This window comes from Hominimerdicola aceti (genome assembly GCF_025567495.1).
Classification (GTDB): Bacteria; Bacillota; Clostridia; order Oscillospirales; family Ruminococcaceae; genus Hominimerdicola; species Hominimerdicola aceti.
The window spans coordinates 32,277-48,063 of the sequence record NZ_JAOQJZ010000010.1 but is presented as its reverse complement, the minus strand read 5'-3'; the positions used below and the strand labels follow the sequence as shown (position 1 = coordinate 48,063).

Below are 15,787 nucleotides of genomic sequence, written 5' to 3'. Positions count from 1 at the left end.
CTGTTTGGTGTCGATCACAGGCGTAAGATCATCACTATGCCGCCCATTGTCATTTTAACGGACAGGGCAATATATCGCCTATGCCTGATTATGCAGCTTGCAGATTCTTTTTGAATCTTTTGTAAACGAGTGCAAATTTCACCCGAGTTCTGTCCTATATATGTGAAACGTGTATTCAGTTAGAGCAGGCTGGCTCTTTTGACCAAATTTCATTTTTTCTCGCAAGTATTGACAGAGCATATGCTCTGTCACCCAAACTCTTCCAATTCTGCTTTCCTGCAGAATTGGGCTAAAATGGAACCCTGACCCTTTTAGAACCGAGTATCCGTAACACAGACAACAAGGAGGTCGATAATATTAAGGTAGAAAACAGGAAGTATAAACATCTCACGTTCACGCTTGGTGAATGGGAAGAGGTAAAACAAAGAGCCGACGAGTGCCATATGAAAACTGCTACATATATTAAGTACATGGCACTGCACGGTAAGATCGTGAATGTTGATATGGAGAACGCCAACAGTATCTTGGGTGCGTTGAGCCGTATCGAAAAAAGCGTGACTGACAGCCGCCTAAAATGCTTGATGGATTATCTCCTGTCGATTACAGACTTAGAGCAGCATAGCAAAAGCGACCAAGATCACTCTTAGTCGCTTTGCATAATTATTCCTTATGGAACCCTCTGCGGTGATATGACGCAGAACATTGAAGAACGTGCAAAAATCAACACCTTCCGTTCCGTCAGTGCCATGATTGCAATCGGTATTATCAATATTATCACACTGCCGTTGATTTCAAAACTGGGCGGCAGTGACAAGCGTGGTTATCTGCTGGTAGCTGTACTTTATGGTGCGATTTTTGCTGCCTGTCATATTTTCTGCTTTGCTAAGACAAAGAAAGCAGTAACCATTCCGGAAAAGAAGAAAATCCCCATAAAGCTGCAAATTCAGACTGTGCTTCAAAATAAGCCCTATCTGCTGGCATTACTGGGACAGTTCCTGTTTGGCGTGACACTCTGTGGAAGAAATGCAGATGCACTATATTATTTTAAGCATGTGGAGGGAACTGAATCCCTGTTTACTACTTATTCCATGGCAATTATTATTCCGTCAATTATTGGTGCCGGACTGTTTCCTATTATTTTCAGATGGTTTGGAAACAAAGGCAGATCAGCTTCTATATTGGCGCTTGGAACAGGTGTATGTATGCTGTCGCTGTATCTGTTCAGTCCTGTAGAGACACCTGTTCCGTTTTATATCTGTTCTGGTCTGACACGGTTCTTCTTTGCAGGTTTTAACACGGCTATTTATGCCATTATTCCCGATTGTGTAGAATATGGCGAATGGAAAACCGGTGTCCGCAATGACGGGTTCCAGTATGCATTTATCTCTCTTGGAAATAAAATCGGCATGGCAATCGGTACATCTGTTTTTGCAGCAGTACCGGGAGCAGCTGGTTTTGAGGCAAATATGCAGCAGAAGCCTTGTTGCGTAAGGAAGTGAAAATTGATGTAATCACATTGGGCAAATTGGGCGCTTATGTACGGACATATGACGGCGGTCAGATCGTCAAGGGTTTCAGAAATAAAGCATTAGATGCAACCGGAGCCGGCGACGCATTCTGTGGCGGATTTCTCTATCAGTTCTGCCGCTGCGGAAAACTTCCGGAAGAGGTATCTGTTTCTGAAGCGGCATCATTTTTTTATTTGCTGTTTTATATTGCTCGGAACAGATTCAACCAGATCTTTTACAATATGAATCTCTCCACGGAGTGTAAATCGCTTTGTTTTGACACTTTTTACGAAAATTGATTACATTTATTGTTAGTTTATTGATTGCATAAAAGCAAAACCCCTAATTCGAGATGAATCTAGGGGTTTTGCGACAGGCTGAGCGTCCCGAAAATTATCGGAACGCTCTTATTTATTTCTTCTTGTCAGAAAGCTCAGTGATTATCTGAATGAACGAATCAACGTCAGAGAAGTCCTTGTAAACGGAAGCAAAACGCACATATGCAACGTGGTCAAGCTTTTTCAGTCCCATAAGCACCATATCGCCTATCTCGCTTGTAGTGGTCTCGGTCTGCATTTTGTTTGCAAAGGTGTTCTCTATATCGTCAACAAGGTTTTTCATATCATCAACACTGACAGGACGCTTTTTGATAGCGTTCTGAATGCCTTTTATAAGCTTCTGTCTGTCAAAAGGCTCAAACGAGCCGTCACGCTTGTATACCATAAGCTGTGGCTTTTCCACCACCTCATAAGTAGTGAAACGCTTTCCGCATTTCGGACACTCACGGCGGCGACGCTTTTTTCCCTCGCTTGGACGTGAATCTATTACTCTTGTATCTTCATAGTTGCAAAAAGGACATCTCATTATAAACACTCCTTAGTTAAGAGAAAATTTTGTGCGTGATATTGCATATATTGTGCTTTTATTAATTAATTATACCATAGATTGTGGACGATTGCAAGAGGGTATATAAAAAAAGTTGCGGTAAAGGGACTCAGCAGTTTTGCGGCAGACAAACCATAGCATAATTGTAGAGGACGACGTCCCCTACATGGGTAGCGCAATATTTATGCACGGATATTGCAGACTTGAAGGAAGTTTTAGTGTACAAAAAAACAGACAGCAGAAGCCGTCTGTTTTTGTTTGATATATTACTTGTTAAGATATTCGAGATTTTTTCTGATAAGCTCGCATCTCTGCTTTACGCAGTCAACAGAACGCAGTGGGTCTGACGGAGTGTTGAATGTGTAATCCATAAGCTTGTCGATCGTTGTTGCCGCAACGTGAAGTCTTGTGTCTGATGAAGCGTAGTAAATATACACGTCACCGTTTTCACGAACGATCGCGCCGTTTGTGAACGCAACGTTTGATACGTCACCCACTCTTTCACTGCCGTGTGGTGCAATGAAAAGTCCTGACGGCGAAGCGATTAGCTTAGAAGGGTCTTTAAGGTCAGTTGCAAATACATAAATTACGTATCTAAGACCTGCGGCTGTGTTTCTTACGCCATGTGCAATGTGTATCCAACCCTTTGGTGTCTTGATAGGCACTGCGCCTGCACCGTTCTTTACCTCTGTGATTGTGTGATACTGCCTTGGTGAGATAACAACTTCATCTGTGCAGATAACAGGATTTGTGATGTCTTCGCAAAGACCAAAGCATACTCCTCCGCCTGAGCCAGTTTCGATAAAATCGTCCTGTGGACGTGTGTAAAATGCGTACTTTCCGTCAACGAACTCAGGGTGAAGCACAACGTTTCTCTGCTGTGGCGACTTGGACTTGAGATTAGGAAGCCTTTCCCATGTCTTAAGATCCTTTGTCCTTACGATTCCAGCCTGAGCCGTAGCGGCAGAAAGATCGTTTGAAGTCTTGTCTTTGCTCTCTGAGCAGAATACACCGTATATCCAGCCGTCCTCATGCTGAGTAAGTCTCATATCGTATACGTTTGTTTCCTCCGGTTCAGTGTCAGGAAGCTGAACAGGGAAGTCCCAGAAACGGAAACCGTCAACAGGGCTGTCGCTCTCTGCTACTGCAAAAAATGACTTTCTGTCATTGCCCTCAACTCTTGCAACAAGGTAATACTTGCCGTTGAGATAAATAGCGCCAGAGTTCAGTACTGCGTTTATGCCCAATCTCTCCATGAAGTATGGATTTGTCTCAGGGTTCATGTCATATTTCCAGATAATAGGTGCGTGTGCGGCTGTCAGAACAGGGTAAACGTATCTGTCATAAATTCCGTTGTAGCTGTCGGACACAATGTTTTTTCTGTTGATGAGAGCCTCGTATTCGGCTGTCACCCTTGCTTTGTTTCTTTCAAAATCTGTCATATCAAGCAATTTCCTTTCGGTAAAAAATCTTCTTAAACAAGTATACTATAATAATTCGCTAATTACAAGTACCACTGAAAACATCAAACGATTACATGAAAAAAGTTTTACGAACTGCATAAATGCTGTACATATTTTGCTGTTTTGGTTAATGTTTTCTACAAAAAGCTCTTGTATCTGTTTTATATTCATTCAAAACGGGCATATTGAATATTTGAACTTTATGCGTATATTTTAAACTATATTGATTGTAATACCGCGTTTTAACAATACATATGGATTTAATTGTGCAAAGTGTACAATTAAATTGCTGATAATTGTGCTATAATGGTGATTGACAATAGCTTTGTATGTGTTGTATAATTATAGCAAGATTTAATATATGAACTCATCAACTACATACGGACAGCTTTGATGCTAAAATATTGAATTATGGAGGAATATTTTATGAATTACAAAAAGTACATAGCGGCTGTAATGGCTTTGTCAATGGCAACAGGAGTAGCGGGTTGCGGAAGCTCATCAAACTCTTCAAGCAAGGCGGAGGACGATTTTTCTGCAACAGAGAACGTTGCGGTAGCTGACACGGAATCTATCGAGGCTATCCCTGAGGGTGCTGAAAAAGAGATACTTTATCTCGGTGAGGGCGACCTTAACCCTACTAAGGGCAGTCCTGAGAAGAGCACAGAGCTTCAGCTTTTTGAGAGCAAGGGCGGAAAGATAAGATTCCAGCAGACTTCAAATGAGGACAGATTTGATAATCTTGCTGCTGCTATCACAGCTAACAAGGATATTCCTGATATATTCAAGTATGAGTGGCTTGCGTTCCCTTCACAGGTAGTAAAGGATATGTATCAGCCTATCGACAGCATAGTTGATTTCAGCCAGCCTTTGTGGTCTGCAACAAAGGATACAGCAGATCAGTTCATGCTCAATGGAAAGCACTATGTTGCGCCTCTTGGCTATTCTGCTTCTGCTATGCTCTGCTATGATAAGGATATCATTGACGCAGAGGGCCTTGACGATCCATATGAGCTTTATGTAAACAATGAGTGGACTTGGAAGAATTGGGAGGATATCATGTCCTCATATGTTGGCAACGCACCGGCTGATACTGAGCGTTACGGTGTAAACGGCTTCTTCAGAGCGCACGTTGTTCAGCAGACGGGCAAGCGTCTTGTAAACTATGATCCTGCAACAAACGAGTTTTCAAGCAACCTTAACGACCCTGATATCGAAAAGGCTCAGAACTTCCTTTATAATATGATGAAGGACGGACTTATCCTCAACGGCTGGGTAGGCTCTGCAAGAGATTGCTTCAATCAGAACTGCTTGTTCTATGCAATGGGCGATTGGGCTTACACAGGCAACCAGACTCCAAAGGAGGGCGAGAACTGGGGCGTTGTTCCTATCCCTCAGTATGACGATAATCAGCAGAAGATAACAACGTCTGATATGACAGCTTTCATGTGGGTAAAAGGTTCAACAAGAAGCGAAGCTGTTAAGTGCTGGTTTGAGTGTGTAAGAGCTTCAAAGACAGATCCTAAGTATGAGCAGACAAACAAGGACAAGTTCATGGAGAACAACCATAATTGGACAGACGAGATGTATGATGTGAAAATGGACGTTGTTTCTGACGATTACCTTATGCTCTTCGACTATGCTTACGGTATATCTTCCGCTCTCGGCGACAGAAAGCAGTTTGACGGAAACCAGTGCCTTGTTGACGCACTCTACAGTGATGCTTCAAATGTTAATGAAGAGGGTGTACAGTCCACATGGACGCAGGTTCGTGAGAAGTATTCTGCAACTGTAGATTCCGAGATCAAGGAACTCAACCAGAAGATCGCAAGCCTTAAATCATAATAAATAACTCCTGATAAAAAAATAACGCAGGCTGTAAAAAGTCTGCGTTATTTTTATGCGTATTTTAGAATAGCCCAAGACCTAAAGCTGTGCGGACTGTGATGAAGATAAGCCCGGCAAAGGCGAGTATGGTAACTGGTGCGGTGAAATAGATGACTATCTTTTTGCCTTGTGAAACGTCAGGGCAGAAGTTTATGAGCCTGAAGCTGTCACGGTGATACCTAAGCTCTTTTACAAAAAGTACAAGTCCTACTATCATAAGTCCGAATGAAAGCAGTGCGACAGCTATTATTATCATTGGTGCTGTGCCTGTTATCCTGCCCTTTTCGAGTTCTGCGGCAAACTTGTCAAAGTCTATGGAACCAAGTGCGACGCTCTGAATTGCTCCGATAGTGTTCATGGTGAAGTGAAGTATCAAAGACGGGAAGATAGAACCTGTTTTTGCAACCATAAAGCAGGCACACATTCCCATAACAGCCGCATAGAGTATCTGCTGATAGCTTCCGTGCCACAGTCCGAAGGTCAGACCTACCATTATAATGCCTGTGAGCTGACCGCATTTTTCGGCATTTCTGAAAAGCGTACCTCTAAACATAAGTTCCTCAAAAAACGGTGCAAGCACTGACATTGCCAGCACGCTCGTTACGCCGCCCAGGGCAGTGCCGCTTGAAGTGAAGTCAACGCCTTTAAGGCTCGTTCCCGAAGCTTTCTGCACATATGAGAAAATAAATGTGTTGATATAATTTGCGGCATAGATAAGCCCGAATGATATGACGATCCATTTTGCGACCCATTTTGCAGGCATTGAAGGTTTTCTGAAACAGGCTGTTATTTTAAGCCCCTCTTTTTTGCCACTCACAAGTCTGAATACAACAAGAACAATTGGCACAACTACTAGATACTGTATGCAGTAGCTCACAAGCTGAGCGATATCCTCATAGTAGGCGGACTTTCCTGCGATATGGTACACCACTAAGTCGCCAAGTCTTATAAGTGCGATATCAAGCATATAGAAAATTATCACCATAAGTGAATTTACGTTTGAGGTTTTCCGTATAAGTTTTATTGTATCATTATTCATTTTATAATCTCCATATTTGCGTTATGTGTTTTACAAGAAAATTATATCACAGGTGGAGTTTTGTGTCAATCGAAACGTTGTTGTCAGTGAGGAATTAGGAGTGAGGAGTGAGAAATTATGGTATCGCCTGCGGCGATGATTTTTTATATGAAAAAAGACCGCCCTATGATGAGCGGTCTTATATGTACTATGAAATTAGAGCTTAACTATCTCGCCGTACTGCTCTCTGCCTGCGCCTACAGCGTTTGACTCGTCTGTATCAATGTGCATAGCAAGAGCGAACTTGTCGCTTACTCTGATAACGGTGTCGCAGAGGATAGCTGTTCTTTCTGCAGACTCTATCTTGACAGCAACGATATCCTTATCCTTTACGCCGAATGTTTCAGCGTCAGCAGGTGTCATGTGGATATGTCTTTTAGCAACGATAACGCCCTCAGAACACTCAACTTCGCCACATGGGCCAACAAGCTTGCAAGCGCCTGAGCCTGCTGTGTCGCCTGACTCTCTGATAGGAGCGGCAACACCGATAGAACGTGCGTCTGTAGCTGAAAGCTCGATCTGGTCTGCTTTTCTTACAGGACCGAGGATAGAAACATTTGCAAGCTCTTTCTTAGGACCTACGACTGTAACTCTCTCCTCACAAGCAAACTGACCAGGCTGTGAAAGATCTTTCTTCTTTGTAAGTGTTGCACCCTTTCCGAACAGCGTTTCAAGAGTTTCCTGAGTAACGTGAACGTGACGTGCAGATGTTTCAACGATAAACTTTGGCATGATGAACATTCCTTTCAATTATTGTATTTACATTTCTATTTTACTACTATTTTCGCCACAGGTCAAGAGGTAATTTAACTTTGGGTAACAAATTTTTTGTCATGTTGATCAAAAAAACAGCGGCTGCCGTTTGAGACAACCGCTGTGTGCAGTTAAGAGATCAGTTATTTCTTGTGCTTTTTCTTTATTCCCATTGCCGCACCGCCGCTTATCAACAGCATTGCAAGCCAAAGGCTCATACCACTGCCGCTTCCGGTCTGTGGATTTTTCTGCTCGCTCTTAGGCTTATCAGCCGTGGAGCTGTCTGCCTTGGTTTCGCTTGAATCGTTTTTCGGCTTTTCTGCTGTAGAGCTGTCTGTCTTGCTCTCATTAGTATCGCCTTTCGTATTATCTGGCTTTGAGTTATCTTTTTTGTCATCACTTGGAGTGTCTTTCAGCTTATCTGTAATAGTGTCTGCCTTTTGTATCTCCTTTGTGCCGTCCTTGTCACCGAAATACTTGCCGCATTCTTCGCAGTACCAATACTCGATATTTCCCTCTTTGTCATGTGTTGCGTCAACTTTATCTATATGTGTGAGCTTTCCATGATTGTTCGGGTCGATATCGCCGTATTCACTGCCGCAGATATCGCAGGTGGCTTTCTTTGTGCAGGTCGCCTTGCCGTCGGAATGTGTACACTTGTATCCACACTCTGTACATTCGCCTGCGTTCCATTCATGGGGTTCTCTCTCGATAGTCACCTCGCCGCAGCAATCATATTTTTTCTCGTGTTCTTTGCTGTCAAAGTCCCAAACAGGTTTGCCTGTGTGATTTGTCGGGTCAAGGTCGCTGTATTCTTTATTACAGAATTTGCACTTTGCTTTTTCAGTACAAGTCGCAGTGCCGCCCACATGGTTTTCCAGCACAGTTACTTCTTTTTCACCTGTGATGACAAAACCGTCTTTGAGTTTTGCCGAAGCGTAAACCGTCATTGTTCCGCTCTCAAGATCTGACGCACTTACCTTTGCGGTGTAAAGATCGTCTTTTGCGGTAAACGCCAATTCCGTACCGTCGCCTGCAAATCTGAAGCCTACTGTTACGTCAGTACAGCCCTCAGGCAGAGCAAATGTAAATTCATAATCACCTAAAGGACAGGTCTCGTCAGTTCCGTTTATGGATATCTTCAAAATAGTTGATTTTTTCGTTTCATATCCGCAAATTGTACATTCCTGCCAATATTCGCCGTCTTCCGTATTCCACTTGTAGGCGTGAAGTTCCTTTTGGCTGTCAGTTCCGCACTCACTGCACTGCTTCCAATGTCCGTTTTCGTCGGATATATAATCGCCGAAGCTGTGTTCGATAGGCTCGCCCTCAGTAGCCTGACAGCGTTTGCAGGTCTTTGGAGCTGTGCAGGTCGCTTCTTTCCAATCATGTCCCAATGGGTTTATAGGCTCATCTTTGCACTGTGAACATTCGGAGCAATTAAACCTCTTCACACCCTTATCGATGCAAGTCGGCTCGGAGATTATCGTTCCCTCGTCAAATATATGTCCGTCTACTTCGCAGTTTCTTATTACTGTAAGCGTTGCTTTTTCCGATACCCAGGTACCCACATAGTCCGTATTTTCAGCGTTCTTGACCGTACATCTGTACATATATCCGTTAAAGCTTATGTTCGTTGCACAGGTGGTGAAAGTAGTCGACCATTCTTCCTTGCCGTCCACGACTTTTGAATCAAGAGAGAACGTTCCGTCAGCTTCGGTAACGTCTGCAAAAGTCTTTCCATCGTCCTTGCTCACCTGCCATATCACCTCAGCTCCGTAAGGATTTCCCTGAGCGATAGGAAGTGTGAACGTAGCCTTTTCTCCGCTGTTTATGGTCTTATTGCCGAGTGAGGCTGTAAACTCAGGAGAATAATATATTGTAAGCTTTGCCGCATTTGAAACTACAGAGCCGTATTCATTTGATACAACACAGCGCACAAGCTTTCCGTTGTTTTCTTTTCGCACTTTTAATGAATGTGAATTGTCGTTGGTATGTGGGATATCAACGAAAGTTTCTCCATTATCGCTGCTTTCCTGCCACTGATATTGGAGCGGTTCACTGCCTGTTGCTTCTACATTGAAGAAATAGTAACGTTCAATTACGATAGTTATTTCTCCGGGCTTAACAGGTTTAGGCTGGCTAGGAGCGTTTGTTGCACCGCTTTGCGGGTGTTTTACTATGACCGGTGCTTTTTCGGAGAAGTTTATCGTAACAGGGCCGAAAACGGTCGGCTCAGTTTTTTGTCCGTCGCCTGTTGATACCCATGTTTTGCATCTTATCTGCCAGCCGTTCATTTGGCTTTCTATAGTAGGCTCGTAAACAGAAGAAGTTTCTCCGTCAATGGCGGTGAAAGTCTTTCCGCCGTCCTTGCTCACTTCCCATAGATATTTGAGCCTTACTGCGCCATTTGGTGTATTGTTTGTGACCTCGAATTTTGCCTTTTTATCCAAGTGGAATTTGTCAGGAGCAGTAAATACCGGCTCGTCAATGAAGATATATGCGTCATAGGTATATGAATGATTGAGCTTGGAATCCCAGCCTAAATAATATACATCTGCCTGATAATGCGTACCATTGTCACTGTTGCCCATACGCCCCACATACATGCTTGTGCCATGGGCATTTATTTTTGTGCGCTTGTCGTTTTCAACACTGTACCATTCTACTCGGATATCACTGTCTTGCAGTGAGGACGGCTCGTTTTCCATTGTTTTCAGCGTAACGACGTCGTTCTTTTTCACAACAAAGTATTTTAATGTTATAGGATCAAAAGGTATCCTATGCTCTAAGATATTCGTTCCATAACGCAGATTAAAATAGGTGTTCTCATCTTCAAGAGTGCCGTCAGCTTTTATTTTAAAAGCATTCACGCCATAAATGGAATCCTGTGACTTGAGCCAGAGATGAAGCTTGTTTCCGTCATGGAATATTTCTGAGCGGTTATAGCCATAAAAATCGTCATATGGCGGCTGACGTGTGTTAGCACTGCCTATAAACTCATTGCCATCTGCACCCCTTGCAACATAGGTGTACTTGTGTACCGAGTTTCCTTTTGCGTCCACAGCCTTGCCGTTGTCATTGAAGTCAGCGCTTCCGCCTGATATCTGCAAGATTACGTTGTCACCAAGCGTTCCAGAGTAGTTTCCGCTATCAATGATGACCTTGCCCTCTCCTACAATGTTAAGTCCTCGCACGATCGCACTGTTTGTAAATTCTATCGTGCCGCCTTTCAGCTCGATAGGATAAGTGAAATTATATGTTTTATCAGGGGAGGTCTTTAATTTTAAAGTTGCGCCGTCATAGACAATGATCTTCGGAAGCTCAAAACCGCTTTTGATATCTATGTTCATTTTGATATCGCCTGAAAGTATGTTTACATCAAATGGAACGTTGGTGTCCAGATCGATTTCATATATATCTTTTAGATCTATTCCGCTTGCTAAATAAAATGTTTCATAATCATGCATATCCTTGAAATATGACATTTTACCACGGCCATTATCATCTTTTATATAGATGTCATCCATGTTTTCTGTATAATATTCTGTATACCCTCCGAAGCCATACTGCGCAAACTTCTTGAAGTCAGCGGGACAAGTATCGCTTTCATAGAGTTTCAGCCGTCCCGAAACTGTTATTTCGTTGCCGCCTGATTTACGGAAACCACGATTGACGCTTTCATAATCCACATACTCTGTTCCGGCACGGACACGTCCTCTTCCTAAAAATTTTATGGCGTAATGGTGAACTTGTACGCCATATTCCATGAATCCCGGCGTGGACGGATTAATGTTTCTGCCTTCTACTGTGGCGTTGTTCTTTATTACAATACCGCCTGCTTCAAGGCCTGAGGTGTATTCTGAATCATACTCTTGTGGTTTGTATATCTCTTTAAAGACGTTACCTTCGACCTTACTGCCGTCAACTGTCAAAATTCCATATACCATTATTCCTGCAATAGTTGAACCTGCATTGTTGAAATATCCGCCTGAAGTGAGATTTTTTGGTCTGTAGTGTGTGTAATTGGTGCACTCTCCCTTAACAGGTCTGTATGTAGCACGACCCTCTACGGTGGTATTAGTGCCGTTTACATAAAGCGACCCCTCAACATAAATGCCGTTCATGCCCACAGTTGGTCCGTTTGCGCAAGCCCAAACAGTACTGTAGTCATTAACTATCATATTATACTTTACGATAATGCAAGCGCCGAAGCTTTCGCACGATACATTAGTAGCATTTTGTTCAGTTCCGTCGCCGATAGTAAGATTTGAGCAGTATATTGCTGCGTCATGTGTTACTGCTGAAAACGTTCCGCTGCCAATGATAGTGATATTACTGTCAGGAGCATAAATTCCGCTGTAGCTCTCATTGTATTTTGTTGCGGCTTGGCTTGAAAACGGACTGTCGCCAAGATCAATGCTGCCGACAAGCTTTATGTTCAGATCTTGTTCGCCTTCAACGTATATAAGACCAAATCGGCTGGGTCTTTCGCTGTTGCCGTTTATACGTTTGCCTATAGTCGCCATATTGTAGCCAAGAAGCGTCAGAGTCTTGCTTTGTATATCGTATTTCCAGCCTTGTTTGCTCCATGTTTTATCAGACGTTACCTGTTCTTCACCTATCCATATGCCATATTCTGTGACCGCAAATGCGTTCAAAGGCGTAATGGACATTACCATACATAGAGTAAGTATGATGCTCAATAACCGTTTTTTCATCTTGTTTCCCCCATTTCGTCGTCTTTTGAAAGTTTAAAATCGAATGTCATTTCCAACATTGCAAACAGCTTATACATGACCTCAGTGGCGATAGCTCTAATATCAAGCGATCTAATAAATGCAAGCACTTTTGCCTGTTCTTCCTCTGGTACTTTATACACTCGCATTGCCGCCGTCAGAAAACGGCGAAGCTTGTGGTAAAGTGGGAAATGGATATCGCATTTTCTTGCCATATAGTTGCGCATTATTCCTGATGTTCCGATTTCCATTTCATAGAAATCGCTTTCGGTATAGCCCGGAAAATTCGAGCCGAATATCTGTTTCAGTTCCGCCGTAGTGTGAACATAGATATACTCAGCCGTTTCAGGCATAGTATAAGCTTCAATGTAGATCTCTCGGAGATTTTCATTCAGCTCAGTGAGGGTTATCTGTATGGCAGTTTCCACCGCATATGTGTATATCGGCGACATATTATCACCAACAATGTTTTTTGCCACTCCAAATTGTCCGCTGAACATCGTGCCCACAAGTTCCATTAGAATAGCGTCTTTTGTGGAGAATAAGTTCTGAAAGCTTCCTCTTGCAACGCCAGCTTTTTTTACTATCTGCGAGATAGTTGTCTGTTTATACCCCTGTTCCAGAAACAGTTGGACGCATACAGTGAGTATCTTTTTTTTCGTTTCGATACCGTCTTTTCTTGTAGAAATATGTATCACCTCTTTTCATTATTTATTAATAATGATTTATAAATTAGTATGTGTATTAGTTATAACATATATAACACAAATTGTCAAGTATCAGAAAGGGGTAACAGCGAAATTTTACAATGGGCAACGATTTTTTGTGTTATTTTTGCCTTAATGATTTAAAGCAAAACTCTTGTATTATTATAAAAAGTATGGTATAATCAAATTACGAATTTTATTGTATATTTCTAAGGAGGAAATAATTATGAGTATGTATATCACTTGTCTTGACCTTGAGGGAGTTCTCGTTCCTGAGATATGGATAGCTTTTGCTGAGGCTACAGGTATCCCTGAGCTTAAAAGAACAACAAGAGATGAGCCTGACTATGACAAGCTTATGAAATACCGTATCAACATTCTTAAGGAGCATGGTCTTGGTCTTAAGGAAATTCAGGATACTATCGCAACTATCGACCCAATGCCAGGCGCAAAGGAGTTCCTTGACGAGCTGAGAAGCTTCACACAGGTAATAATCATCAGCGATACTTTCTCACAGTTTGCAGGTCCTCTTATGAAGAAGCTTGGTTATCCTACTATCTTCTGCAACACTCTTGAAGTTGCTGACAACGGCGAGATCACAGGCTTCAAGATGAGATGTGAAAAGTCAAAACTCACAACTGTAAAGGCTCTCCAGTCTATCGGCTTTGAAACTATCGCAAGCGGTGACAGCCACAATGACCTTGGCATGATTCAGGCAAGCAAGGCAGGCTTCCTTTTCAGAAGCACAGACAGCATAAAGGCTGAATATCCTGAGCTTCCTGCTTATGAAACATATGATGAGCTTATGGCTGCAATAAAGGCTGCTATGGACTAATAGTTTTTAGACAGAGGAAAAACATAGATGAAAAAGGTAATATCACTTATAATAACAGCGGCTTTGTCACTGTCTGCGATGCATTCATGAAACAATTCGCAGAGCTTTTAAGCAAATAATATTTGTTTTTTTACGGCGTTGTGTCTTTTGGCACTTCGCCGTATTTTTTTGCAAAACAATACCAAACATAATCTGCGATATGTAACGCATATTATATATAGTATCTTCGCTTTTGCCGTGAATATTTTATCATATGAAAAGTTTATACTTCTGACATAAGTTTCCCTTGACAAACGGGGTTAGTTTGTGCTAATATGAATATGGTTAGTAAATACTAACCCAAATTAATGAAAAGGAGGAGTTCAGAAAAGTATGAGCGTTATAATAGTAGGCGGAAATGACCGTATGGCAACACGCTATAAGGATATCTGCAAATCATATGATTGCAAGGCTAAGGTGTTCATCAAATATCCTACAGGTTTTGATAAGAAGATAGGCAGTCCTGATCTGGCAGTGGTGTTTACTGATACAGTGTCACATAAAATGCTCAATGGTCTTAACCAAAGAGCAAGCAAACTTGATTTTCCCGTGGCTATATGCCATTCATCAAGCTGTTCGGCTTTGAAGAACGTGCTTGAAAAATATTGTACTAAAGGCGTTGTAAACGCATAGATTTATATGTATAGGTTAGGAATTTCTAACCAAAGGAGGGACTATGTCACAGTCTGAGCTGAGAAATTTTGAAAAAAGCATGGCTTATCATCTTGCCCCTGCAATGCTTGGAATAAAGCCTGCCTGTCTTATGTCAATGGAAAAGAACAAGGACGGGCTTGAAGAGAATGTCGAGCTTTTTAACAGCAGGGCATATACAAAGGGCATGAAGCTAACAGTGCTTTGCGAGTGCAAAAGCAGAAAGCTGCTTTTTCTCTATAACGAAAAGCTTTTATCTGACAGACTTGCAGACAACAGAGTAAGAAAGCTTCTTGAAAGCTTTGGCTATGACAGCCGTATGACCCTTGAACAGCAGCTTGAAAGGCTGTCTGGAAGAATATCCGCAAGTGAGGATTTTCCTCATGAGATAGGTCTGTTTCTAGGCTATCCTGTTGATGATGTTACAGGGTTCATACAGAACAAGGGAAGAAACTATCTTCTTTGCGGATATTGGAAAGTCTACTCTGACGAAAACAGAGCAAGACGTATTTTCAGCAATTATGACAAGTGCAGAAATTATCTGTGTAATAAACTTGCTCAGGGTGAAAGCATTTACCAAGCCCTGAAAATTTCTTAGGAGGTAATCATAATGAAAACAGCAGTAATTTATTGGAGCGGTACAGGCAACACAGAGGCTATGGCAAAGGCAGTTGCAGAGGGTGCAGGCGCAGAGTGCTTCGCAGTTTCTGAGTTCAGCGGCAATGTTGAGGATTATGACGCAATAGCTCTTGGATGCCCTGCAATGGGTGCAGAGGAGCTTGAGGAAAGTGAGTTCGAACCATTTTTCGCAGGTATAGAGGGCAAGCTCTCAGGAAAGAAGATAGCACTCTTCGGCTCGTACGGCTGGGGTGACGGCGAGTGGATGCGTCAGTGGCAGGACAGAGTTACGGGCGACGGTGCAACACTTGTAAATGGCGAGGGACTTATTGTAAACGAAACTCCTGACGACGACGCTCTCGCAAGCTGCAAGGCTTTGGGCGAGGCTCTTGCTAAGTAAGCATATATCTCTAATGTAATAATGTAAACTGCAAACGCAGGCGGAAAAAGGCAGTTTTGCTTTTCTGTCTGCGTTTGTGCAGTAATTGAGTTATTAAAAACTAACTAAAGTTATGCTTAACTAACTTATGATTTTGTGCAAGCTTACAAAATTAAAAAAACGGCACATTTAGTCTTGACAAATTCGGTTAGCCATGCTAAACTATATTACGGGTTAGAAAATGC

General features: G+C 42.4%; 13 protein-coding genes and 1 pseudogene. 8 read left to right on the top strand and 6 right to left on the bottom strand.

Features of this window, described 5'->3' with window-relative positions; genetic code table 11:
• The first annotated feature begins 302 nt into the window (after window positions 1–302).
• The 3 genes and pseudogenes from OCV57_RS14390 (at window position 303) to OCV57_RS09980 (ending at window position 1,807) form a co-directional block, all read left to right on the top strand.
• Window positions 303–647: a plasmid mobilization protein gene (locus OCV57_RS14390; RefSeq protein ID WP_394804280.1), complete on the top strand. Its 345-nt coding sequence runs from the start codon at window positions 303–305 to the stop codon at window positions 645–647.
• 6 nt (window positions 648–653) lie between these two features.
• Window positions 654–1,475 (top strand): annotated as a pseudogene (locus OCV57_RS09985) (MFS transporter); the annotation flags it as partial.
• An 8-nt stretch (window positions 1,476–1,483) separates the two neighbouring features.
• Window positions 1,484–1,807, top strand: a complete 324-nt coding sequence (locus OCV57_RS09980; RefSeq protein ID WP_158455083.1) for a PfkB family carbohydrate kinase — start codon at window positions 1,484–1,486, stop codon at window positions 1,805–1,807.
• 112 nt (window positions 1,808–1,919) lie between these two features.
• Here OCV57_RS09980 and nrdR read toward each other — a convergent pair whose 3' ends face one another.
• Both nrdR and OCV57_RS09970 read right to left on the bottom strand, forming a co-directional pair.
• A complete protein-coding gene (gene nrdR, locus OCV57_RS09975; protein WP_022288601.1) occupies window positions 1,920–2,372 on the bottom strand; it encodes a transcriptional regulator NrdR in 453 nt (150 codons plus the stop codon).
• 287 nt (window positions 2,373–2,659) lie between these two features.
• A complete protein-coding gene (locus OCV57_RS09970) occupies window positions 2,660–3,835 on the bottom strand; it encodes a glycoside hydrolase family 130 protein (protein WP_117924267.1) in 1,176 nt (391 codons plus the stop codon).
• A gap of 447 nt (window positions 3,836–4,282) precedes the next feature.
• Between OCV57_RS09970 and OCV57_RS09965 the strand changes: the two genes are divergently transcribed.
• Window positions 4,283–5,701 carry an ABC transporter substrate-binding protein gene (locus tag OCV57_RS09965; protein ID WP_267301406.1) on the top strand — a complete coding sequence of 473 codons (1,419 nt, stop codon included), beginning with the start codon at window positions 4,283–4,285 and terminating at the stop codon, window positions 5,699–5,701.
• 64 nt (window positions 5,702–5,765) lie between these two features.
• On the opposite strand, the gene OCV57_RS09960 is transcribed toward OCV57_RS09965, so the two are convergent.
• The 4 genes from OCV57_RS09960 to OCV57_RS09945 form a co-directional block, all read right to left on the bottom strand.
• Window positions 5,766–6,782 carry a CPBP family intramembrane glutamic endopeptidase gene (locus tag OCV57_RS09960; RefSeq protein WP_267301405.1) on the bottom strand — a complete coding sequence of 339 codons (1,017 nt, stop codon included), beginning with the start codon at window positions 6,780–6,782 and terminating at the stop codon, window positions 5,766–5,768.
• A 195-nt stretch (window positions 6,783–6,977) separates the two neighbouring features.
• Complete coding sequence (locus OCV57_RS09955; protein ID WP_038671236.1) at window positions 6,978–7,553, bottom strand: phosphate propanoyltransferase; 576 nt, start codon at window positions 7,551–7,553, stop codon at window positions 6,978–6,980.
• Between the two features lie 164 nt (window positions 7,554–7,717).
• Window positions 7,718–12,295, bottom strand: a complete 4,578-nt coding sequence (locus OCV57_RS09950) for an NPXTG-anchored protein (protein WP_267301404.1) — start codon at window positions 12,293–12,295, stop codon at window positions 7,718–7,720.
• Entirely contained in the window at window positions 12,292–13,011 is a 720-nt protein-coding gene (locus OCV57_RS09945; protein WP_267301402.1) for a TetR/AcrR family transcriptional regulator, read from the bottom strand. Before OCV57_RS09945 ends, OCV57_RS09950 begins: the two co-directional genes overlap by 4 nt.
• Window positions 13,012–13,252: 241 nt before the next feature.
• Here OCV57_RS09945 and thrH point away from each other — a divergent pair, with 241 nt between their 5' ends.
• From thrH to OCV57_RS09925, 4 genes are all read left to right on the top strand, one after another.
• Window positions 13,253–13,855, top strand: a complete 603-nt coding sequence (gene thrH, locus OCV57_RS09940) for a bifunctional phosphoserine phosphatase/homoserine phosphotransferase ThrH (RefSeq protein WP_038673078.1) — start codon at window positions 13,253–13,255, stop codon at window positions 13,853–13,855.
• Between the two features lie 372 nt (window positions 13,856–14,227).
• Window positions 14,228–14,527, top strand: a complete 300-nt coding sequence (locus tag OCV57_RS09935; protein ID WP_022288593.1) for a DUF2325 domain-containing protein — start codon at window positions 14,228–14,230, stop codon at window positions 14,525–14,527.
• 43 nt (window positions 14,528–14,570) lie between these two features.
• Window positions 14,571–15,143, top strand: a complete 573-nt coding sequence (locus tag OCV57_RS09930) for a DUF3793 family protein (protein ID WP_038671240.1) — start codon at window positions 14,571–14,573, stop codon at window positions 15,141–15,143.
• A 12-nt stretch (window positions 15,144–15,155) separates the two neighbouring features.
• Window positions 15,156–15,563, top strand: coding sequence for a flavodoxin (locus OCV57_RS09925; RefSeq protein WP_267301401.1), 408 nt, complete (start codon window positions 15,156–15,158; stop codon window positions 15,561–15,563).
• Window positions 15,564–15,787: the final 224 nt, after the last annotated feature.